Source organism: Microvirga thermotolerans (genome assembly GCF_009363855.1).
Lineage (GTDB): Bacteria > Pseudomonadota > Alphaproteobacteria > Rhizobiales > Beijerinckiaceae > Microvirga > Microvirga thermotolerans.
In genome coordinates, this window is the sequence record NZ_CP045423.1 from 3,158,087 (window position 1) to 3,175,080 (window position 16,994).

Annotated in this window: 16 protein-coding genes; 13 read left to right on the forward strand and 3 right to left on the reverse strand. The window is 69.0% G+C overall.

The annotated features are described in order from the left end of the window. The first annotated feature begins 231 nt into the window (after positions 1–231). The 4 genes from GDR74_RS15055 to nudC all read left to right on the forward strand — a co-directional run bounded on the left by GDR74_RS15055 (position 232) and on the right by nudC (position 3,276). Complete coding sequence (locus GDR74_RS15055; RefSeq protein ID WP_152587061.1) at positions 232–1,284, forward strand: type III polyketide synthase; 1,053 nt, start codon at positions 232–234, stop codon at positions 1,282–1,284. Continuing rightward, the gene (locus GDR74_RS15060; protein WP_152587062.1) at positions 1,281–1,820 is read left to right on the forward strand and encodes an isoprenylcysteine carboxyl methyltransferase family protein; all 540 of its coding nucleotides are present in this window, start codon (positions 1,281–1,283) and stop codon (positions 1,818–1,820) included. Before GDR74_RS15055 ends, GDR74_RS15060 begins: the two co-directional genes overlap by 4 nt. 121 nt (positions 1,821–1,941) lie before the next feature. Next, the gene (locus tag GDR74_RS15065; RefSeq protein ID WP_152587063.1) at positions 1,942–2,358 is read left to right on the forward strand and encodes an HIT domain-containing protein; all 417 of its coding nucleotides are present in this window, start codon (positions 1,942–1,944) and stop codon (positions 2,356–2,358) included. Between the two features lie 15 nt (positions 2,359–2,373). Beyond that, positions 2,374–3,276, forward strand: coding sequence for an NAD(+) diphosphatase (nudC, locus tag GDR74_RS15070; RefSeq protein WP_152587064.1), 903 nt, complete (start codon positions 2,374–2,376; stop codon positions 3,274–3,276). Between the two features lie 111 nt (positions 3,277–3,387). Here the strand turns inward: nudC and GDR74_RS15075 are convergent, their stop codons facing one another. Genes GDR74_RS15075 through GDR74_RS15085 form a run of 3 tightly spaced genes read right to left on the reverse strand, consistent with a single transcriptional unit; the run spans position 3,388 to position 5,515 of the window. Then, a complete protein-coding gene (locus tag GDR74_RS15075; RefSeq protein ID WP_152587065.1) occupies positions 3,388–3,924 on the reverse strand; it encodes a GNAT family N-acetyltransferase in 537 nt (178 codons plus the stop codon). After that, positions 3,921–4,775, reverse strand: a complete 855-nt coding sequence (locus tag GDR74_RS15080; protein WP_425486929.1) for a prephenate dehydratase — start codon at positions 4,773–4,775, stop codon at positions 3,921–3,923. Before GDR74_RS15080 ends, GDR74_RS15075 begins: the two co-directional genes overlap by 4 nt. After that, positions 4,772–5,515: a 3-deoxy-manno-octulosonate cytidylyltransferase gene (locus GDR74_RS15085; RefSeq protein WP_152587066.1), complete on the reverse strand. Its 744-nt coding sequence runs from the start codon at positions 5,513–5,515 to the stop codon at positions 4,772–4,774. Before GDR74_RS15085 ends, GDR74_RS15080 begins: the two co-directional genes overlap by 4 nt. A gap of 264 nt (positions 5,516–5,779) precedes the next feature. On the opposite strand from GDR74_RS15085, the gene GDR74_RS15090 reads away from it, so the two are divergent. The 9 genes from GDR74_RS15090 to GDR74_RS15130 all read left to right on the forward strand — a co-directional run bounded on the left by GDR74_RS15090 (position 5,780) and on the right by GDR74_RS15130 (position 16,836). Beyond that, a complete protein-coding gene (locus GDR74_RS15090) occupies positions 5,780–6,325 on the forward strand; it encodes a c-type cytochrome (RefSeq protein WP_152587067.1) in 546 nt (181 codons plus the stop codon). A 138-nt stretch (positions 6,326–6,463) separates the two neighbouring features. After that, positions 6,464–8,305 carry an extracellular solute-binding protein gene (locus GDR74_RS18285; protein ID WP_152587068.1) on the forward strand — a complete coding sequence of 614 codons (1,842 nt, stop codon included), beginning with the start codon at positions 6,464–6,466 and terminating at the stop codon, positions 8,303–8,305. Further along, complete coding sequence (locus GDR74_RS15100; protein WP_152587069.1) at positions 8,302–10,173, forward strand: extracellular solute-binding protein; 1,872 nt, start codon at positions 8,302–8,304, stop codon at positions 10,171–10,173. Before GDR74_RS18285 ends, GDR74_RS15100 begins: the two co-directional genes overlap by 4 nt. A gap of 12 nt (positions 10,174–10,185) precedes the next feature. Then, the gene (locus GDR74_RS15105) at positions 10,186–10,644 is read left to right on the forward strand and encodes a DUF4260 domain-containing protein (protein ID WP_152587800.1); all 459 of its coding nucleotides are present in this window, start codon (positions 10,186–10,188) and stop codon (positions 10,642–10,644) included. Further along, a complete protein-coding gene (locus GDR74_RS15110) occupies positions 10,644–11,753 on the forward strand; it encodes a microcin C ABC transporter permease YejB (protein ID WP_152587070.1) in 1,110 nt (369 codons plus the stop codon). Before GDR74_RS15105 ends, GDR74_RS15110 begins: the two co-directional genes overlap by 1 nt. 1 nt (position 11,754) lies before the next feature. Then, positions 11,755–12,921 (forward strand): ABC transporter permease, encoded by a 1,167-nt coding sequence (locus GDR74_RS15115; RefSeq protein ID WP_152587071.1) that lies wholly within the window; start codon positions 11,755–11,757, stop codon positions 12,919–12,921. After that, the gene (locus GDR74_RS15120; RefSeq protein WP_152587072.1) at positions 12,918–14,546 is read left to right on the forward strand and encodes an ABC transporter ATP-binding protein; all 1,629 of its coding nucleotides are present in this window, start codon (positions 12,918–12,920) and stop codon (positions 14,544–14,546) included. Before GDR74_RS15115 ends, GDR74_RS15120 begins: the two co-directional genes overlap by 4 nt. Positions 14,547–14,551: 5 nt before the next feature. Next, positions 14,552–15,565, forward strand: a complete 1,014-nt coding sequence (locus GDR74_RS15125; protein ID WP_152587073.1) for a cation diffusion facilitator family transporter — start codon at positions 14,552–14,554, stop codon at positions 15,563–15,565. A 50-nt stretch (positions 15,566–15,615) separates the two neighbouring features. Next, positions 15,616–16,836, forward strand: coding sequence for a phosphopentomutase (locus GDR74_RS15130; protein WP_152587074.1), 1,221 nt, complete (start codon positions 15,616–15,618; stop codon positions 16,834–16,836). The last annotated feature ends 158 nt before the right edge of the window (positions 16,837–16,994 follow it).

A 16,994-nucleotide genomic window follows, 5' to 3' on the forward strand; every position in this document is an offset into this window, starting at 1 on the left:
CATGAAACAAATAAGGACCTGTATCCCGGCTCTGTCAATAGGCTCCGGTCGGGCCGGCATGACCGGCAGGACGGCGGTCGCACCAGGCCTCACCGAAACGTGACCTTCGTCGCCCGGACCTGGACCGGTCCGAACCGCTTCGCGGCGTGCTACCATCGGCGAAGGCACGGGCTCGCCATGCGGGCGTGCCGCCCTTTTTTAGGGATCTCTCCCGCAGGCGCGAGAACCCTCATGGCACTCCGACCGGCCCTTCTGTCGCTCGCGACCGCGGTTCCGCCCCACGTCCTGACGCAGAAGGACATCGCGAAGGCCGCGCGCCGGGTGTTCGGCGACAAGTTCGGCGACTTCGACAAGGTCGAGCAGGTGTTCGAGACCGCGGGCGTCGTGCAGCGTCATGCGGCGCGGCCCCTCGAATGGTACCTGGAGCCCCATGGCTGGCCCGACCGCACGGAGGTCTACCTGCAGAGCGCGGCGGATCTTTTCGAGGAGGCGGCCCGCAAGGCCCTGGCCGGCGCCGGTCTGAGCGGCGCCGACGTGGACACCGTCGTCACCGCCTCCTCCACCGGCATCGCGACGCCCAGCCTCGACGCCTATCTTCTGGACCGTCTCGGCTTCCGGGAGGACGTGGCGCGCGTTCCCCTCTTCGGCCTCGGCTGCGCCGCAGGCGTGACCGGGCTGGCGCTCGCGATGCGCCTGGCGGCGGCCTCGCCGGGAAGCACCGTCCTCTTCGTGACGGTCGAACTGTCCACCCTGGCCGTCAGGCCCGACAAGCTGACCGCCGCCAACGTGGTCTCGACGGCCCTCTTCGCCGACGGCGCCGCCGCCCTCGTCGTGCGGGCCGGGGACGGCGGCTTCGCCACGGCCGTGGGCTCAGGGGAGCACACTTGGCGCGACACCCTCGACATCATGGGATGGGACATCGACCCGGACGGGTTCGGCGTCGTGCTCGCGCGGGCGCTGCCCCCCTTCGCCGAGACCCATCTCGGGTCCGCCGTCGCCGGAATCCTGGACCGGCTGGGGATCCAGCCCTCGTCCATCGACCGCTTCGTGTGCCATCCCGGCGGGCCGAAGATCATCGCGGCCCTCGAGCACGTCCTCCGTTTGGAGCCGGGAACCCTCGACCACGAGCGGGACGTCCTCGCCACCCACGGCAACATGTCCGCCCCGACGGTCCTGTTCGTGCTGGAGCGGGTTCTGCGCGCGGGCCTGCCGGAGCGCTGCCTGCTGATCGCCATGGGGCCGGGATTCACCGCCTCCTGCCTCGCCCTGGAGCGCCGCCCGTGAGCGCGGGGCAGTTCCTCCTGATCCTGGTCACGGCGCAGAGGATCGCCGAACTGGCCTGGTCGCGGCGCAACACGCGCCGCCTGAAGGCGCGCGGGGCGATCGAAGTCGCGCCGGGACACTACGGGCTGATCGTCGCCGTGCACGCCGCCTGGCTCCTCGGCCTCTGGGTCCTGGCCTGGGACCGGCCCGCGGCGCCCGGCTGGAGCGCGGCCTATCTCGCCCTCCAGGTTCCCCGCCTGTGGGTGCTGGCGACCCTCGGCGAACGCTGGACCACGCGCATCCTCGTCCTGCCGGAGGCGCCCCTCGTCCGGACGGGCCCCTACCGGTTCATGAACCATCCCAACTATCTGGTCGTCGCCGCCGAGATCGCGGTTCTGCCCCTCGCCTTCGGGCTTCCCCGGTACGCCCTCGCGTTCTCCCTCCTGAACGCAATCGTACTGGCGATCAGGATCCGCGCCGAGTCGCGGGCGCTCCGGGAGCGCGCGCGGCCGCAGGCCGGCCTCCCCCGCTCCGCCGGGCCCGGGCGGGCGGCCTAGCCGAGAGGCGTCAGGCTCGGCGAAAGCATCGGATCGATCCGGTGCTTCCTCTTTGAAAGGGAGCGCCGTGGAAGCGGAAAAACCGGATCCACTTTTCCGCACGATGCTCTACGGTGCGCGGATGAGCTCAGCCTTCCTCCTCGATTCCCGCCTCGAAGCCGACACGATCCCCGTGGGCGATCTCGCCCTCTCGTCGGTCCTCCTCCTGAACGACGCCCGCTTTCCCTGGCTCGTGCTGGTGCCGCGCGTGCCCGGGGCGAGCGAGCTGACGGATCTCGACGGCGGGCAGGCCGCGCAGCTCATGGAGGAGATCCGCGTCGCCGTGCGGGTGATGGGCGCGCTCGCCAAGCCAGACAAGGTGAACGTGGGCGCCCTCGGCAACATCGTGACGCAGCTCCACGTGCACGTGGTCGGGCGGTTCCGCTCCGATCCGGCCTGGCCCGGCCCCGTCTGGGGCCACGGGACCCGCACGCCCTACCCGGCCCATGCGGCCGCCGCCCTGATCGAACGCGCCGCCGCCCTGTTCGCGGCCGCCTGACATCCGAGACGCTCCATGACATCGATGGCCTACATCACGAACCGGCTCGTCCGCCACAGCGTCGAGCACGACCCGGACGCCCTCGCCCGCCATGCGCGCGATCCCGGCGCGGCCATCGTCCTCCTCGCGGGGGACCTGCCGGTCCTCGCGGCGGGCCGGCCGGGATCGGGTTTCCTCCCCGCCTCCGTGCTGGACAGGCTGCCGGAGCACCGGGAGCAGGTCTTCCTCGGCTATCTCGGCGAGAGGCCGGTCATCGCCACCCTGGCGGCGGCGGAGATGGCGAAGCCGTTCCAGGACGACCCGGCCTTCACAGTGGAGAACCTGCGCGCCGTCGCCATGAGCGGCCTCGTGCCGCCGGAGGAGCTCGGGACCCTGGCCATGGCGAAGTCGCTGCTCGACTGGCATGCGCGCCATCGCTTCTGCGCCAATTGCGGTGCGCCGACGAGGCACGCGCAGGCCGGGTTCCGCCGCGACTGCCCGCAATGCGAGGCGCAGCACTTTCCCCGCACGGACCCGGTCGTGATCATGCTGGTGACCCGCGGCGACAAATGCCTCCTCGGACGCCAGCCCCGTTTCGCGCCGCGGACCTATTCCTGCCTCGCGGGTTTCCTGGAGCCGGGCGAGACCATCGAGGACGCGGTGCGCCGGGAGGTGCTCGAGGAAGCGGGCGTTCGCGTCGGCGCGGTGCGCTACGTCGCCTCCCAGCCCTGGCCCTTCCCCTCCTCCATCATGATCGGCTGCGCGGGCGAGGCGGAGAGCGAGGACATCGCCTTCGACACGGCGGAGCTGGAGGACGCCCGTTGGTTCACCAAGGACGACGTGCGGCGGATGCTCGACGGGACCCACGAGACCTTCGCGGCGCCGATGCCGATCGCGATCGCGCACCATCTCCTGCGCCACTGGGTGCAGGGCTCGTAGGAAGGACGTTAGAGCATCGGACGAGAATTCGAACTCACGTCCGATGCCCCAGGCTTATGATTTCATGCATCTTTTCGCGCAAAACCGGTTCCCACTTTTGCGCTCGATGCTCTAGGAAAGGACGGGAATCGGCGCGAAGCGGTAGGCGATCTCGGTCACGGTCTGCCCGCGCAGCTCCAGGTCCTGCTCCGGCCCCGCCTCTCCGCCGAGCGCCTCGTAGAAGCGGCGGGCCGCGCCGTTGTCCCTGAGGACCCAGAGGCCCGCCGACGCAAAGCCCCGGCGGACGAAGTGGGCGAACAGTCCCGCCATCAGCGCGCGGCCGAGGCCCCGGCGCTTGACCCGGTCGAGGAGATAGATCGCATAGATCTCCGCCTCCGTGCCGAGGGGAACGGTGCCCTCGGAGCGCGTCGGGCCGCCGATGGCGAAGCCGACGGCCTCGCCCTCCCCGGTCCGGCCGACGAGGGCCAGCGTCCCCGGGTCGCGTACGGCCAGCCCCTCCTTCCACATCGCAGCCCGCTCCTCGACGGAGAGGCCCGCGAGGGAGGCGGGATTGAGCAGATCCTTGTAGGATTCGCGCCAGCCCTGCACGTGGACGCGGGCGATGGCCTCCGCGTCCGCGACCGTCGCAGGGTCGATGCGGAAGGTCACTCCGCCGCTTCCCCGATCGTCTCCCGGAAGGGGCTCGCGGGGTAGACGCCGAGGATGCGCAGCTCGCGGGAGAAGAACGCGAGCTCCTCCAGGGCACGCTTGAGGTTGACGTCCTCCGGGTGGCCGTCCACCTCCGCGTAGAACTGCGTCGCCGTGAAGCCGCCCTCCAGCATGTAGCTTTCGAGCTTCGTCATGTTGATGCCGTTGGTCGCGAAGCCGCCGAGCGCCTTGTAGAGGGCGGCCGGCAGGTTGCGGACGCGGAACACGAAGCTCGTCACGGTCGGAGCGTCCCCGGCCGGCGCCCATTGCGGCGTCTTGGAGAGGATCACGAAGCGGGTCGTGTTGTGCGCCTCGTCCTCCACGTCCTCCGCCAGGATCTTGAGCCCGTAGATCTCCGCGGCCATGCGCGGCGCGAGCGAGGCCCGGGTCTTGTCCTTCCACTCGGCCACCTCCCGGGCGGAGCCCGCCGTGTCGCCCGCCACATGGGCCTTGAGCCCGAGCTTGCGGATGATCTTGCGGCACTGGCCGAGCGCGTGGACGTGGCTGTGCACGCTCCTGATCGTCCCGAGGTCGGCCTCCGGCACGCTCATGAGCTGGAAGTGGATGGGCAGGAAGTGCTCGCCGACGATGTGCAGCCCCGAGGTCGGCAGGAGATGGTGGATGTCCGCCACGCGTCCGGCGATGGAGTTCTCGATGGGGATCATGGCGAGGCCCGCCTGACCCTCGTTCACGGCCGCGAAGGCGTCCTCGAAGGTGGGGCACGGCAGGACGGTCCAGTCGGGATAGGCCTCCGCGCAGGCGATGTGGGAATTGGCTCCCGGCTCGCCCTGGAACGAGATGATCTTCTTCATGATGTCCTCCGGGCGGCGATCATGGCGCGCGCGCGTTCGAGATCCTCGGGCGTGTCGACCCCGAGCGGCACCCCGCCCACGACCATGGCGTCGATGCGCATGGCGGCCTCCAGGGCGCGGAGCTGCTCGAGCTTCTCCCGCACTTCCAGGGGCGAGGGAGGAAGGGCGACGAAGCGCTGCAGCGCCCTGCGCCGGTAGGCATAGAGGCCGATGTGATGATAGAGCGGCCCGTCCCCGTAAGGCGCGGTGGCGCGGGTGAAATAGAGGGCGCGGAAGCGGCCGGGAGCGACCTCGCTTCCCACCATCTTGACCACGTTCGGGTTGGTGCGCTCCTCCTCCCGCACGATGGGGGCGACGAGGGTGGCGATGTCGACGGCAGGGTCGGACAGGGGCCGGACCGCTTCGGCGATGGCCCTGGGATCGATGGTCGGCAGATCCCCCTGGACGTTCACCACCACGTCGTGACGCCCCTCCGGATCGAGCTTTTCCACAGCTTCGAAGATGCGGTCGGAGCCCGAGGCGTGGTCGGCGCGGGTCATCACGGCGGTGCCGCCGGCGCGGGTCACCGCTTCGGCGATGGCCTCGGCGTCGGTGGCGACGGCGACGGGGCCCACGCCGGACTCCATGGCCCGCCGCCAGACATGGACGATCATCGGCTCCCCGGCGATGTCGGCCAGGGGCTTGTTCGGCAGGCGCGTCGCGGCGAGGCGGGCGGGAATCAGGACGAGGGGATGGGACATGGCGGGCACGGAAAGGAAGTGGCGCGTCCTTACCAAGGCCGGGCGGGTTTGTCATGGTCCCGCCAGCGGGCGGGGCCCGGAGCCGGACGGAAGCGTGGCATTTCGCGACCGTGCGACCACGAGACCGACCGAAAGCCGCTGACCCCCATTGTCAAACCCCTATCTCTGCGGCTAAGCAACGCCACGGTCGCGGGCTCCCCGCCCGCGCGCCATCCATTCGTCGCGCCGGTTCCGCCGCAGGTTAAGGCGAGGAGAGCCTGATTCATGAATATCGAGACCAATAAGATCGCGGGCGCCGTGTTTGGGACGCTGCTCTTCGTGGTCGGCGTCAACGTGATCGCCAGCGGGGTCTTCGCTCCGAAGAAGCCCGCCATTCCGGGCTACGATCTTCCGGCTCCCGAGGAAACCGCGGCCGGGGGCGGCGAAGGCGCCGCCGCGGCCAAGTCGGAGCCGCTCCCGGTCCTCCTGGCGAAGGCCGATCCGGCGAAGGGCCAGGCGGCCGCGAAGAAGTGCCAGGCCTGCCACAGCTTCGAGAAGGGCGGCCCGAACAAGGTCGGCCCGGGCCTCTACGGCGTGGTCGGCCGTCCGGTCGCCTCGCACGAGGGCTTCAACTACTCGGGCGCCCTGAAGGCGAAGGGCGGGAACTGGACCTACGAGGAACTCGACAAGTTCATCGCCAACCCGAAGAAGGACGTGCCCGGCACCCTGATGGCCTTCGCGGGCGTCGCGAAGGGCGAGGAGCGGGCCGACATCCTCGCCTATATGCGCACCCTCTCCGACAGTCCGGTGGCCTTCCCAGCCGCCCAGTAAGGCGTCCAAGCCCATCGAACTCCGCAAAGCCGGGCCTCCGCCCGGCTTTTGTTTTGGGCTCTGCGCCCTTGCGCTCGTCCCGTTCCGGACAAAAATGTAACCGTTCGGGAACGACGCCACGCCGCCGGGAGACCCTTTGTGATCCGCACCGTCCTGCTGAGCCTCCTCGCCTGCCTGCCCCTCTCCTCCGTCGCGGCGCAGGACGCTTCCTGGAGGCACGGCGCGGCCCTCCTCGGCGAGCCGAAATACCCGCCCGGCTTCAGGCATTTCGACTACGTGAACCCCGATGCCCCCAAGGGCGGCCTCGTCCGCTTCGGCGCCCAGGGCACCTTCGACAGCTTCAACATCGTCGTGGCGGGGGTGAAGGGCTCGCCCGAGCAGGGGCTCGGCCTGATCTACGAGACCCTGGTCACCCCGTCCCTGGACGAGCCGAGCGCCTCCTACGGCCTTCTGGCCGAGGCCTTCTCGTATCCGGAGGACTTCTCCTCCGTCACCTTCCGCCTGCGCCCGGAGGCGCGCTGGCACGACGGCCGGCCCGTGACCGTCGAGGACGTGATCTTCTCCTTCGAGGTGCTGAAGGCGAACAGCCCCACCTACGCCTTCTACTACAAGAATGTGGAGAAGGCGGAGAAGGCGGGCGAGCGGGAGGTGAAGTTCACCTTCGACCAGAAGGGAAACCGGGAGCTCCCGCAGATCATGGGCCAGCTCCTCGTTCTGCCCAGGCACTGGTGGGAGGGTACGGGTCCCGACGGCCGCAGGCGGGACGTGACGCAGACGAGCCTGGAGCCGCCGCTGGGCTCGGGCCCCTACCGCCTGAAGAGCTTCGATCCCGGCCGCAGCGCCACCTACGAGCGGGTGAAGGACTACTGGGGCGCCGCCCTCAACGTGAACGTGGGCAAGTACAATTTCGACGAGGTCCGCTACGAGTACTACCGCGACGCGACGGTGCTGCTCGAGGCGTTCAAGGGCGACCGCATCGACTTCCGCAGCGAGAACAGCGCCCGCAACTGGGCGACCGGCTACGATTTCCCGGCGCGCCAGCAGGGCAAGGTGATCCTGGAGGAGTTCCCGATCCGCGCCTCCGGCGTGATGCAAGCCTTCGTGCCCAACCTGCGCCGCGACAAGTTCAAGGACCCTAAGGTCAGGCGCGCCCTCAACCTCGCCTTCCCGTTCGAGGAGATCAACAAGACGATCTTCTCGGGGCAGTACGAGCGCATCTCGAGCTACTTCTTCGGCCTCGAACTCGCCTCCTCCGGCCTTCCCGAAGGCAAGGAGCGCGAGATCCTGGAATCGGTGAAGGATAAGATCCCGCCCGAGGTCATGACCACGCCCTACAGGAACCCCGTGAGCGACACCCCCGAGGCGGTGCGCGCCAATCTGCGCGAGGCCGACCGCCTGCTGCGCGAGGCGGGCTGGGAGCTCAAGGACCGGCGCCGCGTGAACGCCAGGGGCGAGACCCTGACCGTCGAACTCCTCGGCAGCACGCCGAACGACGAGCGCATCTATCTTCCCTACAAGGCGTCCCTCGACCGGCTCGGCATCGTCACCACCGTGCGGATCGTCGACGACGTCCAGTACGTGAACCGGATCCGCTCCTTCGACTTCGACGTCATCTCCGGGATCTGGGGCAAGTCCCTTTCGCCGGGCAACGAGCAGCGCGAATTCTGGGGCTCGCAGGCGGCCAAGCGCGAGGGCTCCCGCAACCTGGCCGGGATCGCGGACCCCGGCGTCGACGCCCTGATCGACCGGGTGATCTTCGCCAAGGACCGGGAGGAGCTCGTGGCAGCGACCAGGGCCCTCGACCGGGTGCTGCTGGCCCACGATTACGTGATCCCGCAATGGACCTATCGGAAGCAGCGCACGGCCCGCTGGGACCGCTTCGGGCGCCCCGAGACGCTGCCGCTCTACGGCGCCTCCGGCTTCCCGACGGTCTGGTGGTACGACGCGGCCAGGGCCGCCAGGACGGGAGCCGCCCGATGACCCGTTCCCATCCCACCCGCCGGACGGTGCTCCTCGGAACCGCCGCCGCCCTCCTCGCCGGCCGGGTCGGGCCGGCCCTCGCCCAGGAGGCGGGAAGCGGCGGCGAGGTGCACGGCCTCTCGAGCTTCGGCGATCTCAAGTACGGGCCCGATTTCAGGCACTTCGACTATGTGAACCCCGCCGCGCCGAAGGGCGGCACCCTGGCGATCCAGATCCGGCAGGGGCTCGGCAACCAGAACTTCGACACCTTCAACACCCTCAACGTCTTCGTGCTCAAGGGCGACGGCGCGGCGGGCATGACGGCTACCTTCGACAGCCTGATGGCCGCCTCCGGAGACGAACCGGACGCCATGTACGGGCTGGTGGCGCGGGCGGTGCGCGTCTCCGAGGACAAGCTCGCCTACCGCTTCCTGCTCCGTCCGGAAGCCCGGTTCCACGACGGCTCGCGCCTGACGGCGAAGGACGCCGCCTTCTCCCTCAACATCCTCAAGGAGAAGGGGCACCCGACCTTCCGGCTCCTGCTGACCCAGCTCGAGACCGCCGAGCCGGAAAGCGACGAGGTTCTGCTCGTCCGCCTCTCGCCCAAGCGCAGCCGCGACCTGCACCTGGTGATCGCGGGGATGCCCATCTTCTCCGAGGCCTGGTGGCAGGGCCGCGACTTCGAGGCCGCGACCCTGGAGGCTCCCCTCGGTTCGGGGCCCTACAAGGTCGGGCACTTCGAGCAGGGCCGCTTCATCGAGTTCGAGCGCGTGCCCGACTACTGGGCGAAGGACCTGCCCGTGAATGTCGGCCAGAACAACTTCGACCGCATCCGCTACGAGTATTTCCGGGACAGGATCGTCGCCTTCGAGGCGTTCAAGAACGGGACGCTCAACTTCCACGAGGAGGTCACCTCCCGGACCTGGGCGACCGGATACGACTTCCCCGCCGTCCGGGACGGGCGCGTCAAGAAGGAGGAGATCCCCAACGACGCCCCGTCCTCCATCCAGGGCTGGTACTTCAACACCCGCCGGGAAGCCTTCAAGGACCCGCGCATCCGCGAGGCGATCGGGCTCGCCTTCGACTTCGAGTGGACCAACGCGAACATCATGTACGGGTCCTACCGGCGCCTGACCTCCTACTTCGAGAGCTCGGAGATGAAGGCGAGCGGCCCGCCCTCGCCGGAGGAGGCCGCCCTCCTCGAACCCTTCCGCGACAGGCTGCCGCCTTCCGTCTTCGGCGAGCCCTACACGCCGCCGGTCTCCGACGGCTCCGGCCAGGACCGGCGCCTCCTGCGCCGGGCGGACGAGCTCCTGCGCGAGGCAGGCTGCAAGCGCGAAGGCGGCGTGCTCAAGCTGCCGAACGGGCAGCCCTTCACCATCGAGTTCCTGGATTTCCAAGCTGCCTTCCAACCGCACGTGCAGCCCTTCCAGGCCAACCTGAAGCGCCTCGGGATCAACGCCCAGTCGCGCATCGTCGACGCGGCCCAGTACCAGCGGCGGATGGAATCCTACGACTTCGACATCACCTCCCGCGCCCTGACGGGATCCACGACCCCGGGCGATTCCCTGAGGGTCGTGTACGGCTCGCAGGCGGGGCGTTCGCCGGGGTCCTACAACATCGCGGGCATCGACGACCCGGCGGTAGACGCGCTCATCGACGTGATCGGATCGGCGAAGACGCGGCAGGAGCTCGTGACCGCGTGCCGCGCCCTCGACCGGGTCCTGCGGGCCGGCCATTACTGGGTGCCCATGTGGTTCAAGCCCGCCGACTGGGTGGCCTACTGGGACATGTTCTCCCGGCCCGCGACCAAGCCGAAGCTGAGTTCCGGCGCGCCGGGAACCTGGTGGTACGACGCCGAGAAGGCGCGGCGGATCGGCAGGGGTTGAGCCTTGAAGACGATGCCGAGCCGTGCGGGCCGCGAGACAGGCTGCGATGCAGCGGTTTTCCCGGCGACTGCCGCCCCTGCGGAGGCGGCCTTCGTGGAGGGCGCGCCGCGGACGATCCTGCGGCTGGAGGGCTTCGTCCTTCTCGTGCTCGCGACCTGGGGATTCGGCCTCACCGGCCTGTCCTGGTGGCTCTATGCCCTCCTGTTCCTTCTGCCGGACCTGAGCTTCGCCGGTTATCTCGCGGGTCCGCGGCGGGGGGCTATCCTCTACAACGCGCTTCATTCTACCATTGCGCCGGCCGTCCTGGCCGGATGGGGCCTCCTGACGGGAGAGCCGCTCCCGCTCGGACTTGCCGCCATCTGGGCGGCGCATATCGGATTCGACCGCATGTTGGGGTACGGCTTGAAATACGCATCCGCCTTCGGCGACACCCATCTCGGCCGCATCGGCCGCCAGCGGAAAGGCGCCTGATGCTGGCCTATATCGCGCGCCGCGTTCTCCTCATGATCCCGACCCTGCTCGGCATCATGCTGATCTCCTTCGTCATCGTGCAGTTCGCGCCCGGCGGCCCGGTGGAGCGCATCATCGCCCAGCTCCAGGGCCAGGATTCCGGCGCCACCTCCCGGATCTCGGGCGGAGGCGGCGACCTGTCCGGCGGTCAGGCGGCCGCGGGCGGGGGCGGAGAGGCCGCCTCCTCCCGCTACCGCGGCGCGCAGGGCCTCGACCCGCAGTTCATCAAGCAGCTCGAGGTGCAGTTCGGCTTCGACAAGCCGGCCTCGGAGCGCTTCCTCAAGATGCTGTGGGACTACGCCCGCTTCGATTTCGGCAAGAGCTATTTCCGCGACATCTCCGTGCTGCAGCTCATCCGGGAGAAGCTGCCCGTCTCGATCAGCCTCGGCCTGTGGATGACCCTGCTCTCCTACGCGATCTCGATCCCGCTCGGCATCCGCAAGGCCGTGAGGGACGGGTCTGCCTTCGACATCTGGACCTCGGGCGTCGTGATCGTCGGCTACGCGATCCCGGGTTTCCTCTTCGCGATCCTCCTGATCGTGCTCTTCGCCGGCGGCTCGTTCTGGCAGATCTTCCCCCTGCGCGGCCTCACCTCGGAGAACTGGGACCAGCTTTCCCTCGGCGGCAAGATCCTCGATTATTTCTGGCACATCGCGCTGCCCATCACCTCAATGGCGCTCGGCGCCTTCGCCACCTCGACGCTGCTCACCAAGAACTCCTTTCTCGACGAGATCCGCAAGCAGTACGTGCTGACCGCGCGGATGAAGGGTCTGTCCGAGCGGCAGGTGCTCTACGGCCATGTCTTCCGCAACGCGATGCTGATCGTCATCGCCGGATTTCCGGGCGCCTTCATCGGAGCGTTCTTCGCGGGCGCGCTCCTCATCGAGACGATCTTCTCCCTCGACGGCCTCGGGCTCCTGTCCTTCGAATCCATCGTCAACCGCGACTACCCGGTGGTGTTCGCGAACCTCTACATCTTCTCCCTGGTCGGCCTTGCGGTGAACCTGATCTCGGACCTCACCTATACCTGGATCGACCCGCGCATCGACTTCGAGACGCGGGAGGCGTGAGATGAACGAGAACGTGCCCGTCGCCTCGCCCGCCGCCAACGCTCCCGTGGCTCCGCCCCTGCCGCGGGAGGGCTTCATCCGCCTCTCGCCGCTCAACCGCCGGCGCCTGCAGAACTTCAAGGCCAACAAGCGCGGCTACTGGTCCTTCTGGATCTTCGCGGTCCTGTTCGTGCTCAGCCTGTTCGCGGAGTTCATCGCCAATGACAGGCCGCTCCTCGTCTCCTACAAGGGCGAGTGGCTCTATCCCGTCTTCGTGGATTATCCGGAGGAGAAGTTCGGCGGCTTCCTGGCGCAGACCGACTACCGCGATCCGGTCATCGCGAAGGAGATCGACGCGAACGGCTGGGCGATCTGGGCGCCGATCCGCTTCTCCTACAACACCCACAATCTCGACCTGCCCGTGCCGGCCCCCGCGCCGCCCACCTGGATGCTCACGGACGAGCAGTGCCGGCCCATCGCCGAGCGCAAGGGCGGCACGGGATGCGGGGACATCGAATGGAACTGGCTCGGCACGGACGACCAGGGCCGGGACGTGGTGGCGCGGCTGATCTACGGCTTCCGCATCTCGGTGCTGTTCGGCCTCATCCTCGCCGGCATCTCCTCGGCGATCGGCGTGCTCGCCGGGGCCGTCCAGGGCTATTTCGGCGGCTGGGTCGACCTGCTGTTCCAGCGTTTCATCGAGATCTGGACCGCCATTCCGGCCCTCTACCTGCTCATCATCATCTCGGCGATCATCACGCCGAGCTTCTTCGTGCTGCTCGGCATCCTGCTCCTGTTCTCCTGGGTGTCGCTGGTGGGCGTGGTGCGCGCCGAGTTCCTGCGCGCGCGAAACTTCGAGTACGTGCGCGCGGCGCGGGCACTCGGCCTGTCCAACGTCACCATCATGTTCAAGCACCTCCTGCCCAACGCCATGGTGGCGACCCTCACCTTCCTGCCCTTCATCCTCAACGGCTCGATCACCACCCTCACCTCGCTCGACTTCCTCGGCTTCGGCCTGCCGCCCGGCTCGCCCTCGCTCGGCGAGATGCTCGCGCAGGGCAAGGCCAACCTGCAGGCGCCCTGGCTCGGGCTGACGGGCTTCTTCGTGATCGCGCTCATGCTCAGCCTCCTCATCTTCGTCGGAGAGGCCGTGCGCGACGCCTTCGACCCGCGGAAGACGTTCCAATGACCGAGCCGCTCCTCTCCGTTCAGGATCTCTCCGTCGCCTTCCGCCAGGACGGGCGCGACATGCTCGCGGTCGACCGGGTCTCCTTCGACGTCCGCAAAGGCGAGACGGTCGCGCTCGTGGGCGAATCCGGCTCCGGCAAGTCGGTCTCGGCCCTCTCCATCCTCAGGCTCCTGCCCTACCCTGCCGCCTCGCACCCGTCGGGGCGCATCCTGTTCAAGGGGCAGGACCTCCTTGCGGCGGACGAGGACGCCATGCGCCGGGTGCGCGGCGACGACATCACCATGGTGTTCCAGGAGCCCATGACCTCGCTCAACCCGCTCCACACCATCGAGCGGCAGGTCGGGGAGATCCTGAAGCTGCACCGGGGGCTCTCCGACCGCGATGCGCGTGCCCGCACCCTCGAGCTCCTCTCGCTCGTCGGCATCCGCGACGCGGAGAGCCGGCTCGGCGCTTATCCCCACCAGCTTTCCGGCGGTCAGCGCCAGCGCGTGATGATCGCCATGAGCCTCGCTAACGAGCCGGACCTCCTGATCGCCGACGAGCCGACTACGGCCCTCGACGTGACCGTGCAGGCGCAGATCCTCAAGCTTCTCGCGGAGCTGAAGGACCGGCTCGGCATGGCGATGCTGTTCATCACCCACGACCTCGGCATCGTCCGCAAGGTGGCGGACCGGGTCTGCGTGATGCTCAAGGGGCGGATCGTCGAGCAGGGAACGGTGGCGGAGGTTTTTCAGAATCCGCAGCATCCCTACACGAAGAAGCTCCTCGCCGCCGAGCCGAAGGGGCGCGCCAACCCCGTTCCCGCGGATGCGCCGACCGTGGTCGAGGCAGGCCCGATCAAGGTGTGGTTTCCCATCAAGCGGGGTTTCCTGCGCCGCACCGTGGGGCACGTGAAGGCCGTGGACAGCGTTTCGGTGCGCGTGCGGCAGGGCGAGACGGTGGGGGTGGTGGGCGAATCCGGCTCCGGCAAGACGACGCTGGGCCTCGCCGTCCTGCGCCTCGTGTCGTCGGAGGGGCCCATCGTCTTCCTCGGGCGACGCATCGACAGCCTCGGCTCGGGCGCGATCAGGCCGATGCGCAAGGACCTGCAAGTGGTGTTCCAGGACCCCTACGGCTCGCTCTCGCCGCGCCTGTCGGTGGCGGAGATCGTGGAGGAGGGCCTCCTCGTGCAGAAGCACGGCCTGTCCTATGCCCGGCGCCGCGACGTGGTGGCGCGGGCGCTCCACGACGTGGGCATCGATCCCGCGACCATGGACCGCTACCCCCACGAGTTCTCCGGCGGCCAGCGCCAGCGCATCGCGATCGCCCGCGCCATGGCGCTGGAGCCGCGCTTCGTCATGCTCGACGAACCGACCTCGGCCCTCGACATGTCGGTTCAGGCGCAGATCGTCGAGCTGCTCCGCGACCTCCAGAAGCAGCGCGACCTCGCCTACATGTTCATCAGCCACGACCTGAAGGTGGTGCGCGCGCTCGCGAACCACGTTCTCGTCATGCAGAACGGCAAGGTGGTGGAGGAAGGCCCCGCCGAGACGATTTTCACGCAGCCGCAGACGGATTATACCCGGGCGCTCTTCGCCGCGGCCTTCAACCTGGAAGCGGACACCCGGAACACGGTCCGCGAGTAGAGACCATGCACGCGCATCACCATCACGGCCATTCCCATCACGGCCACGCTCACCCGATGAGCCACGGGCGCGCCTTCGTGATCGGCATAGTCCTCAACCTGGGCTTCGTCGCGATCGAAGCGACTTACGGATTCCTGGCGGACTCGATGGCCCTCCTGTCGGATGCGGGCCATAACCTGAGCGACGTGCTCGGCCTCGCCATCGCCTGGGGCGCGGCCCTGCTCGCGCGGCGCAGCCGGACGGAGCGCTTCACCTATGGCCTGCGCTCGAGCTCGATTCTCGCAGCGCTCTTCAACGCGCTCCTCCTGCTCGTCGCCGTCGGCGGCATCGCGTGGGAGTCGATCCGCCGCCTTCTCGAACCCACCCCCGTGGCCGCCGTCACGGTCATGATCGTGGCCGGCATCGGCATCCTGATCAACGGCTTCACCGCCCTCCTCTTCATGAAGGGCAGCGAGGACGACCTCAACATCCGCGGCGCCTTCCTGCACATGGCCGCCGACGCCGTCGTCTCCCTGGGAGTCGTCATTGCGGGCGCCGTCATCCTCTGGACGGGCGCCACATGGGTCGATCCGGTCATCAGCCTCGTCATCGCCGGGGTCGTTCTCTGGAGCACGTGGGACCTCCTGCGCCAGTCGCTGGCCCTGTCGCTTCACGGCGTGCCGAGCGGCATCTCCATGACGGAGGTGCGCAAGACGCTGGAGGCCCTGCCCGGGGTCGCGCGCGTCCATCACCTGCACGTCTGGGCCATGAGCACGACCGACACGGCCCTGACCGTGCATCTCGTCATGCCGGGCGGCCACCCCGGAGACCGCTTCCTCGCCGAAGCGCAGGCGGAGCTGAAGCGGCGCTTCGGCATCGGCCATGCGACGCTGCAGATCGAGATCAGGTCGGCGGGCGGGCCCCGGCACGGTCCGGAATGCCCGCTCGACCCGCACGCCGAAACCCACGGACACGATGACCATGACCATTCGCACGGCCACCATCCCGCCCACGCGCATGGCGCAGGCCATCGCCACTGACCGCGCGCCCTGAACGGATCGCCACGCATTTCGGACGAAGGACTTCCATCATGCCTCGCGCTCTTCTCATCGTGCTCGACTCCGTCGGCATCGGCGGCGCGGAAGACGCCGCCGCCTATGGCGACGCCGGCGCCGACACGGTCGGCCACATCGCGGAGGCCTGCGCGGCCGGCCGGGGCGACCGGGCGGGCCTGCGGCAGGGGCCGCTGCACCTGCCGCACCTTTCCGCGCTCGGCCTCGGCCTCGCCTGCGAAGCCTCGACCGGTCGCGTGCCGCCGAACCTCGCGCCGCAGGGTCCGCTGAAGGGCGCCTGGGGCTATGGGGTCGAGACGTCCAGGGGCAAGGACACGCCCTCGGGCCATTGGGAGATCGCCGGCGTTCCCGTGGACTTCGACTGGGGCTACTTCCCCGACACGCAGCCGGCCTTCCCGAGGGAACTGACCGACGCCATCGTCGCTCAGGGCAAGGTCCCCGGCATCCTCGGCAACAAGCACGCCTCGGGGACCGCGATCATCGACGAACTCGGCGAGGAGCACATGCGGACCGGAAAGCCGATCTGCTACACCTCCGTCGACAGCGTGCTGCAGATCGCCGCGCACGAGGAGAGCTTCGGCCTCGCGCGGCTCTACGACCTGTGCGCCACGGTGCGGACGCTCTGCGACCCCTACCGCATCGGACGCGTGATCGCGCGCCCCTTCGTCGGCAGCGCCGAGGCCGGCTTCAGGCGAACGGGCAACCGCAAGGACTTCGCGACGCCGCCGCCCTCCGACACCATCCTCGACACGCTCTCCAAGGCGGGGCGCGCGGTCGTGACCGTCGGCAAGATCGGCGACATCTTCGCCCACCGCAACACGGGCGAGGAGATCAAGCCGCACGGCAACGACGCCTGCCTCACCGCCGCCGTCGACGCGATGAGGCACCTGCCGGAGGGCGGGCTCGTCTTCGCCAATCTCGTGGACTTCGACAGCGAGTTCGGCCACCGCCGCGACATTCCGGGCTATGCCGCCGCGATCGAGGCCTTCGACCGGCGCGTGCCGGAGATCGCCTCGGCGCTGCGCCCGGAGGATCTCGTCGTCGTCACCGCCGACCACGGCAACGACCCCTCCTGGCGCGGAACCGACCACACGCGGGAGCACGTCCCGATCCTCTGCTTCGGGCCGGCGGTGAAGCCGGGGCCGCTCGGACGGCGGGAAAGCTTCGCCGATATCGGCGCCAGCGTCCTGACCCATCTCGGCGTGAGCCATCTCGGCAGGGGCGATTCCTGGGTCTGAGCCTCGCGGGCCGGTTACCGCGAACGCCGCCCGCCGGAGTTCCCCTGAGAGCGGCAATCTCCGCCATTGACGCCCCCGTTACTTTGGATCAGTCTTCCAGGGATCGTAAGGAGGCTCTCCGAGCGATCCTGTGAACGGTCATTGGGGAGTCTTCCCGT

Bases quoted from the DNA above. Each gene is read 5' to 3' on its own strand.
- GDR74_RS15055 (WP_152587061.1), top strand. From the start codon at position 232: ATGGCACTCCGACCGGCCCTTCTGTCGCTCGCGACCGCGGTTCCGCCC.
- GDR74_RS15065 (WP_152587063.1), top strand. From the start codon at position 1,942: ATGAGCTCAGCCTTCCTCCTCGATTCCCGCCTCGAAGCCGACACGATC.
- nudC (WP_152587064.1), top strand. From the start codon at position 2,374: ATGACATCGATGGCCTACATCACGAACCGGCTCGTCCGCCACAGCGTC.
- GDR74_RS15080 (WP_425486929.1), bottom strand. From the start codon at position 4,775: ATGAAGAAGATCATCTCGTTCCAGGGCGAGCCGGGAGCCAATTCCCAC.
- GDR74_RS15085 (WP_152587066.1), bottom strand. From the start codon at position 5,515: ATGTCCCATCCCCTCGTCCTGATTCCCGCCCGCCTCGCCGCGACGCGC.
- GDR74_RS15090 (WP_152587067.1), top strand. From the start codon at position 5,780: ATGAATATCGAGACCAATAAGATCGCGGGCGCCGTGTTTGGGACGCTG.
- GDR74_RS15100 (WP_152587069.1), top strand. From the start codon at position 8,302: ATGACCCGTTCCCATCCCACCCGCCGGACGGTGCTCCTCGGAACCGCC.
- GDR74_RS15105 (WP_152587800.1), top strand. From the start codon at position 10,186: ATGCCGAGCCGTGCGGGCCGCGAGACAGGCTGCGATGCAGCGGTTTTC.
- GDR74_RS15110 (WP_152587070.1), top strand. From the start codon at position 10,644: ATGCTGGCCTATATCGCGCGCCGCGTTCTCCTCATGATCCCGACCCTG.
- GDR74_RS15115 (WP_152587071.1), top strand. From the start codon at position 11,755: ATGAACGAGAACGTGCCCGTCGCCTCGCCCGCCGCCAACGCTCCCGTG.
- GDR74_RS15120 (WP_152587072.1), top strand. From the start codon at position 12,918: ATGACCGAGCCGCTCCTCTCCGTTCAGGATCTCTCCGTCGCCTTCCGC.
- GDR74_RS15125 (WP_152587073.1), top strand. From the start codon at position 14,552: ATGCACGCGCATCACCATCACGGCCATTCCCATCACGGCCACGCTCAC.
- GDR74_RS15130 (WP_152587074.1), top strand. From the start codon at position 15,616: ATGCCTCGCGCTCTTCTCATCGTGCTCGACTCCGTCGGCATCGGCGGC.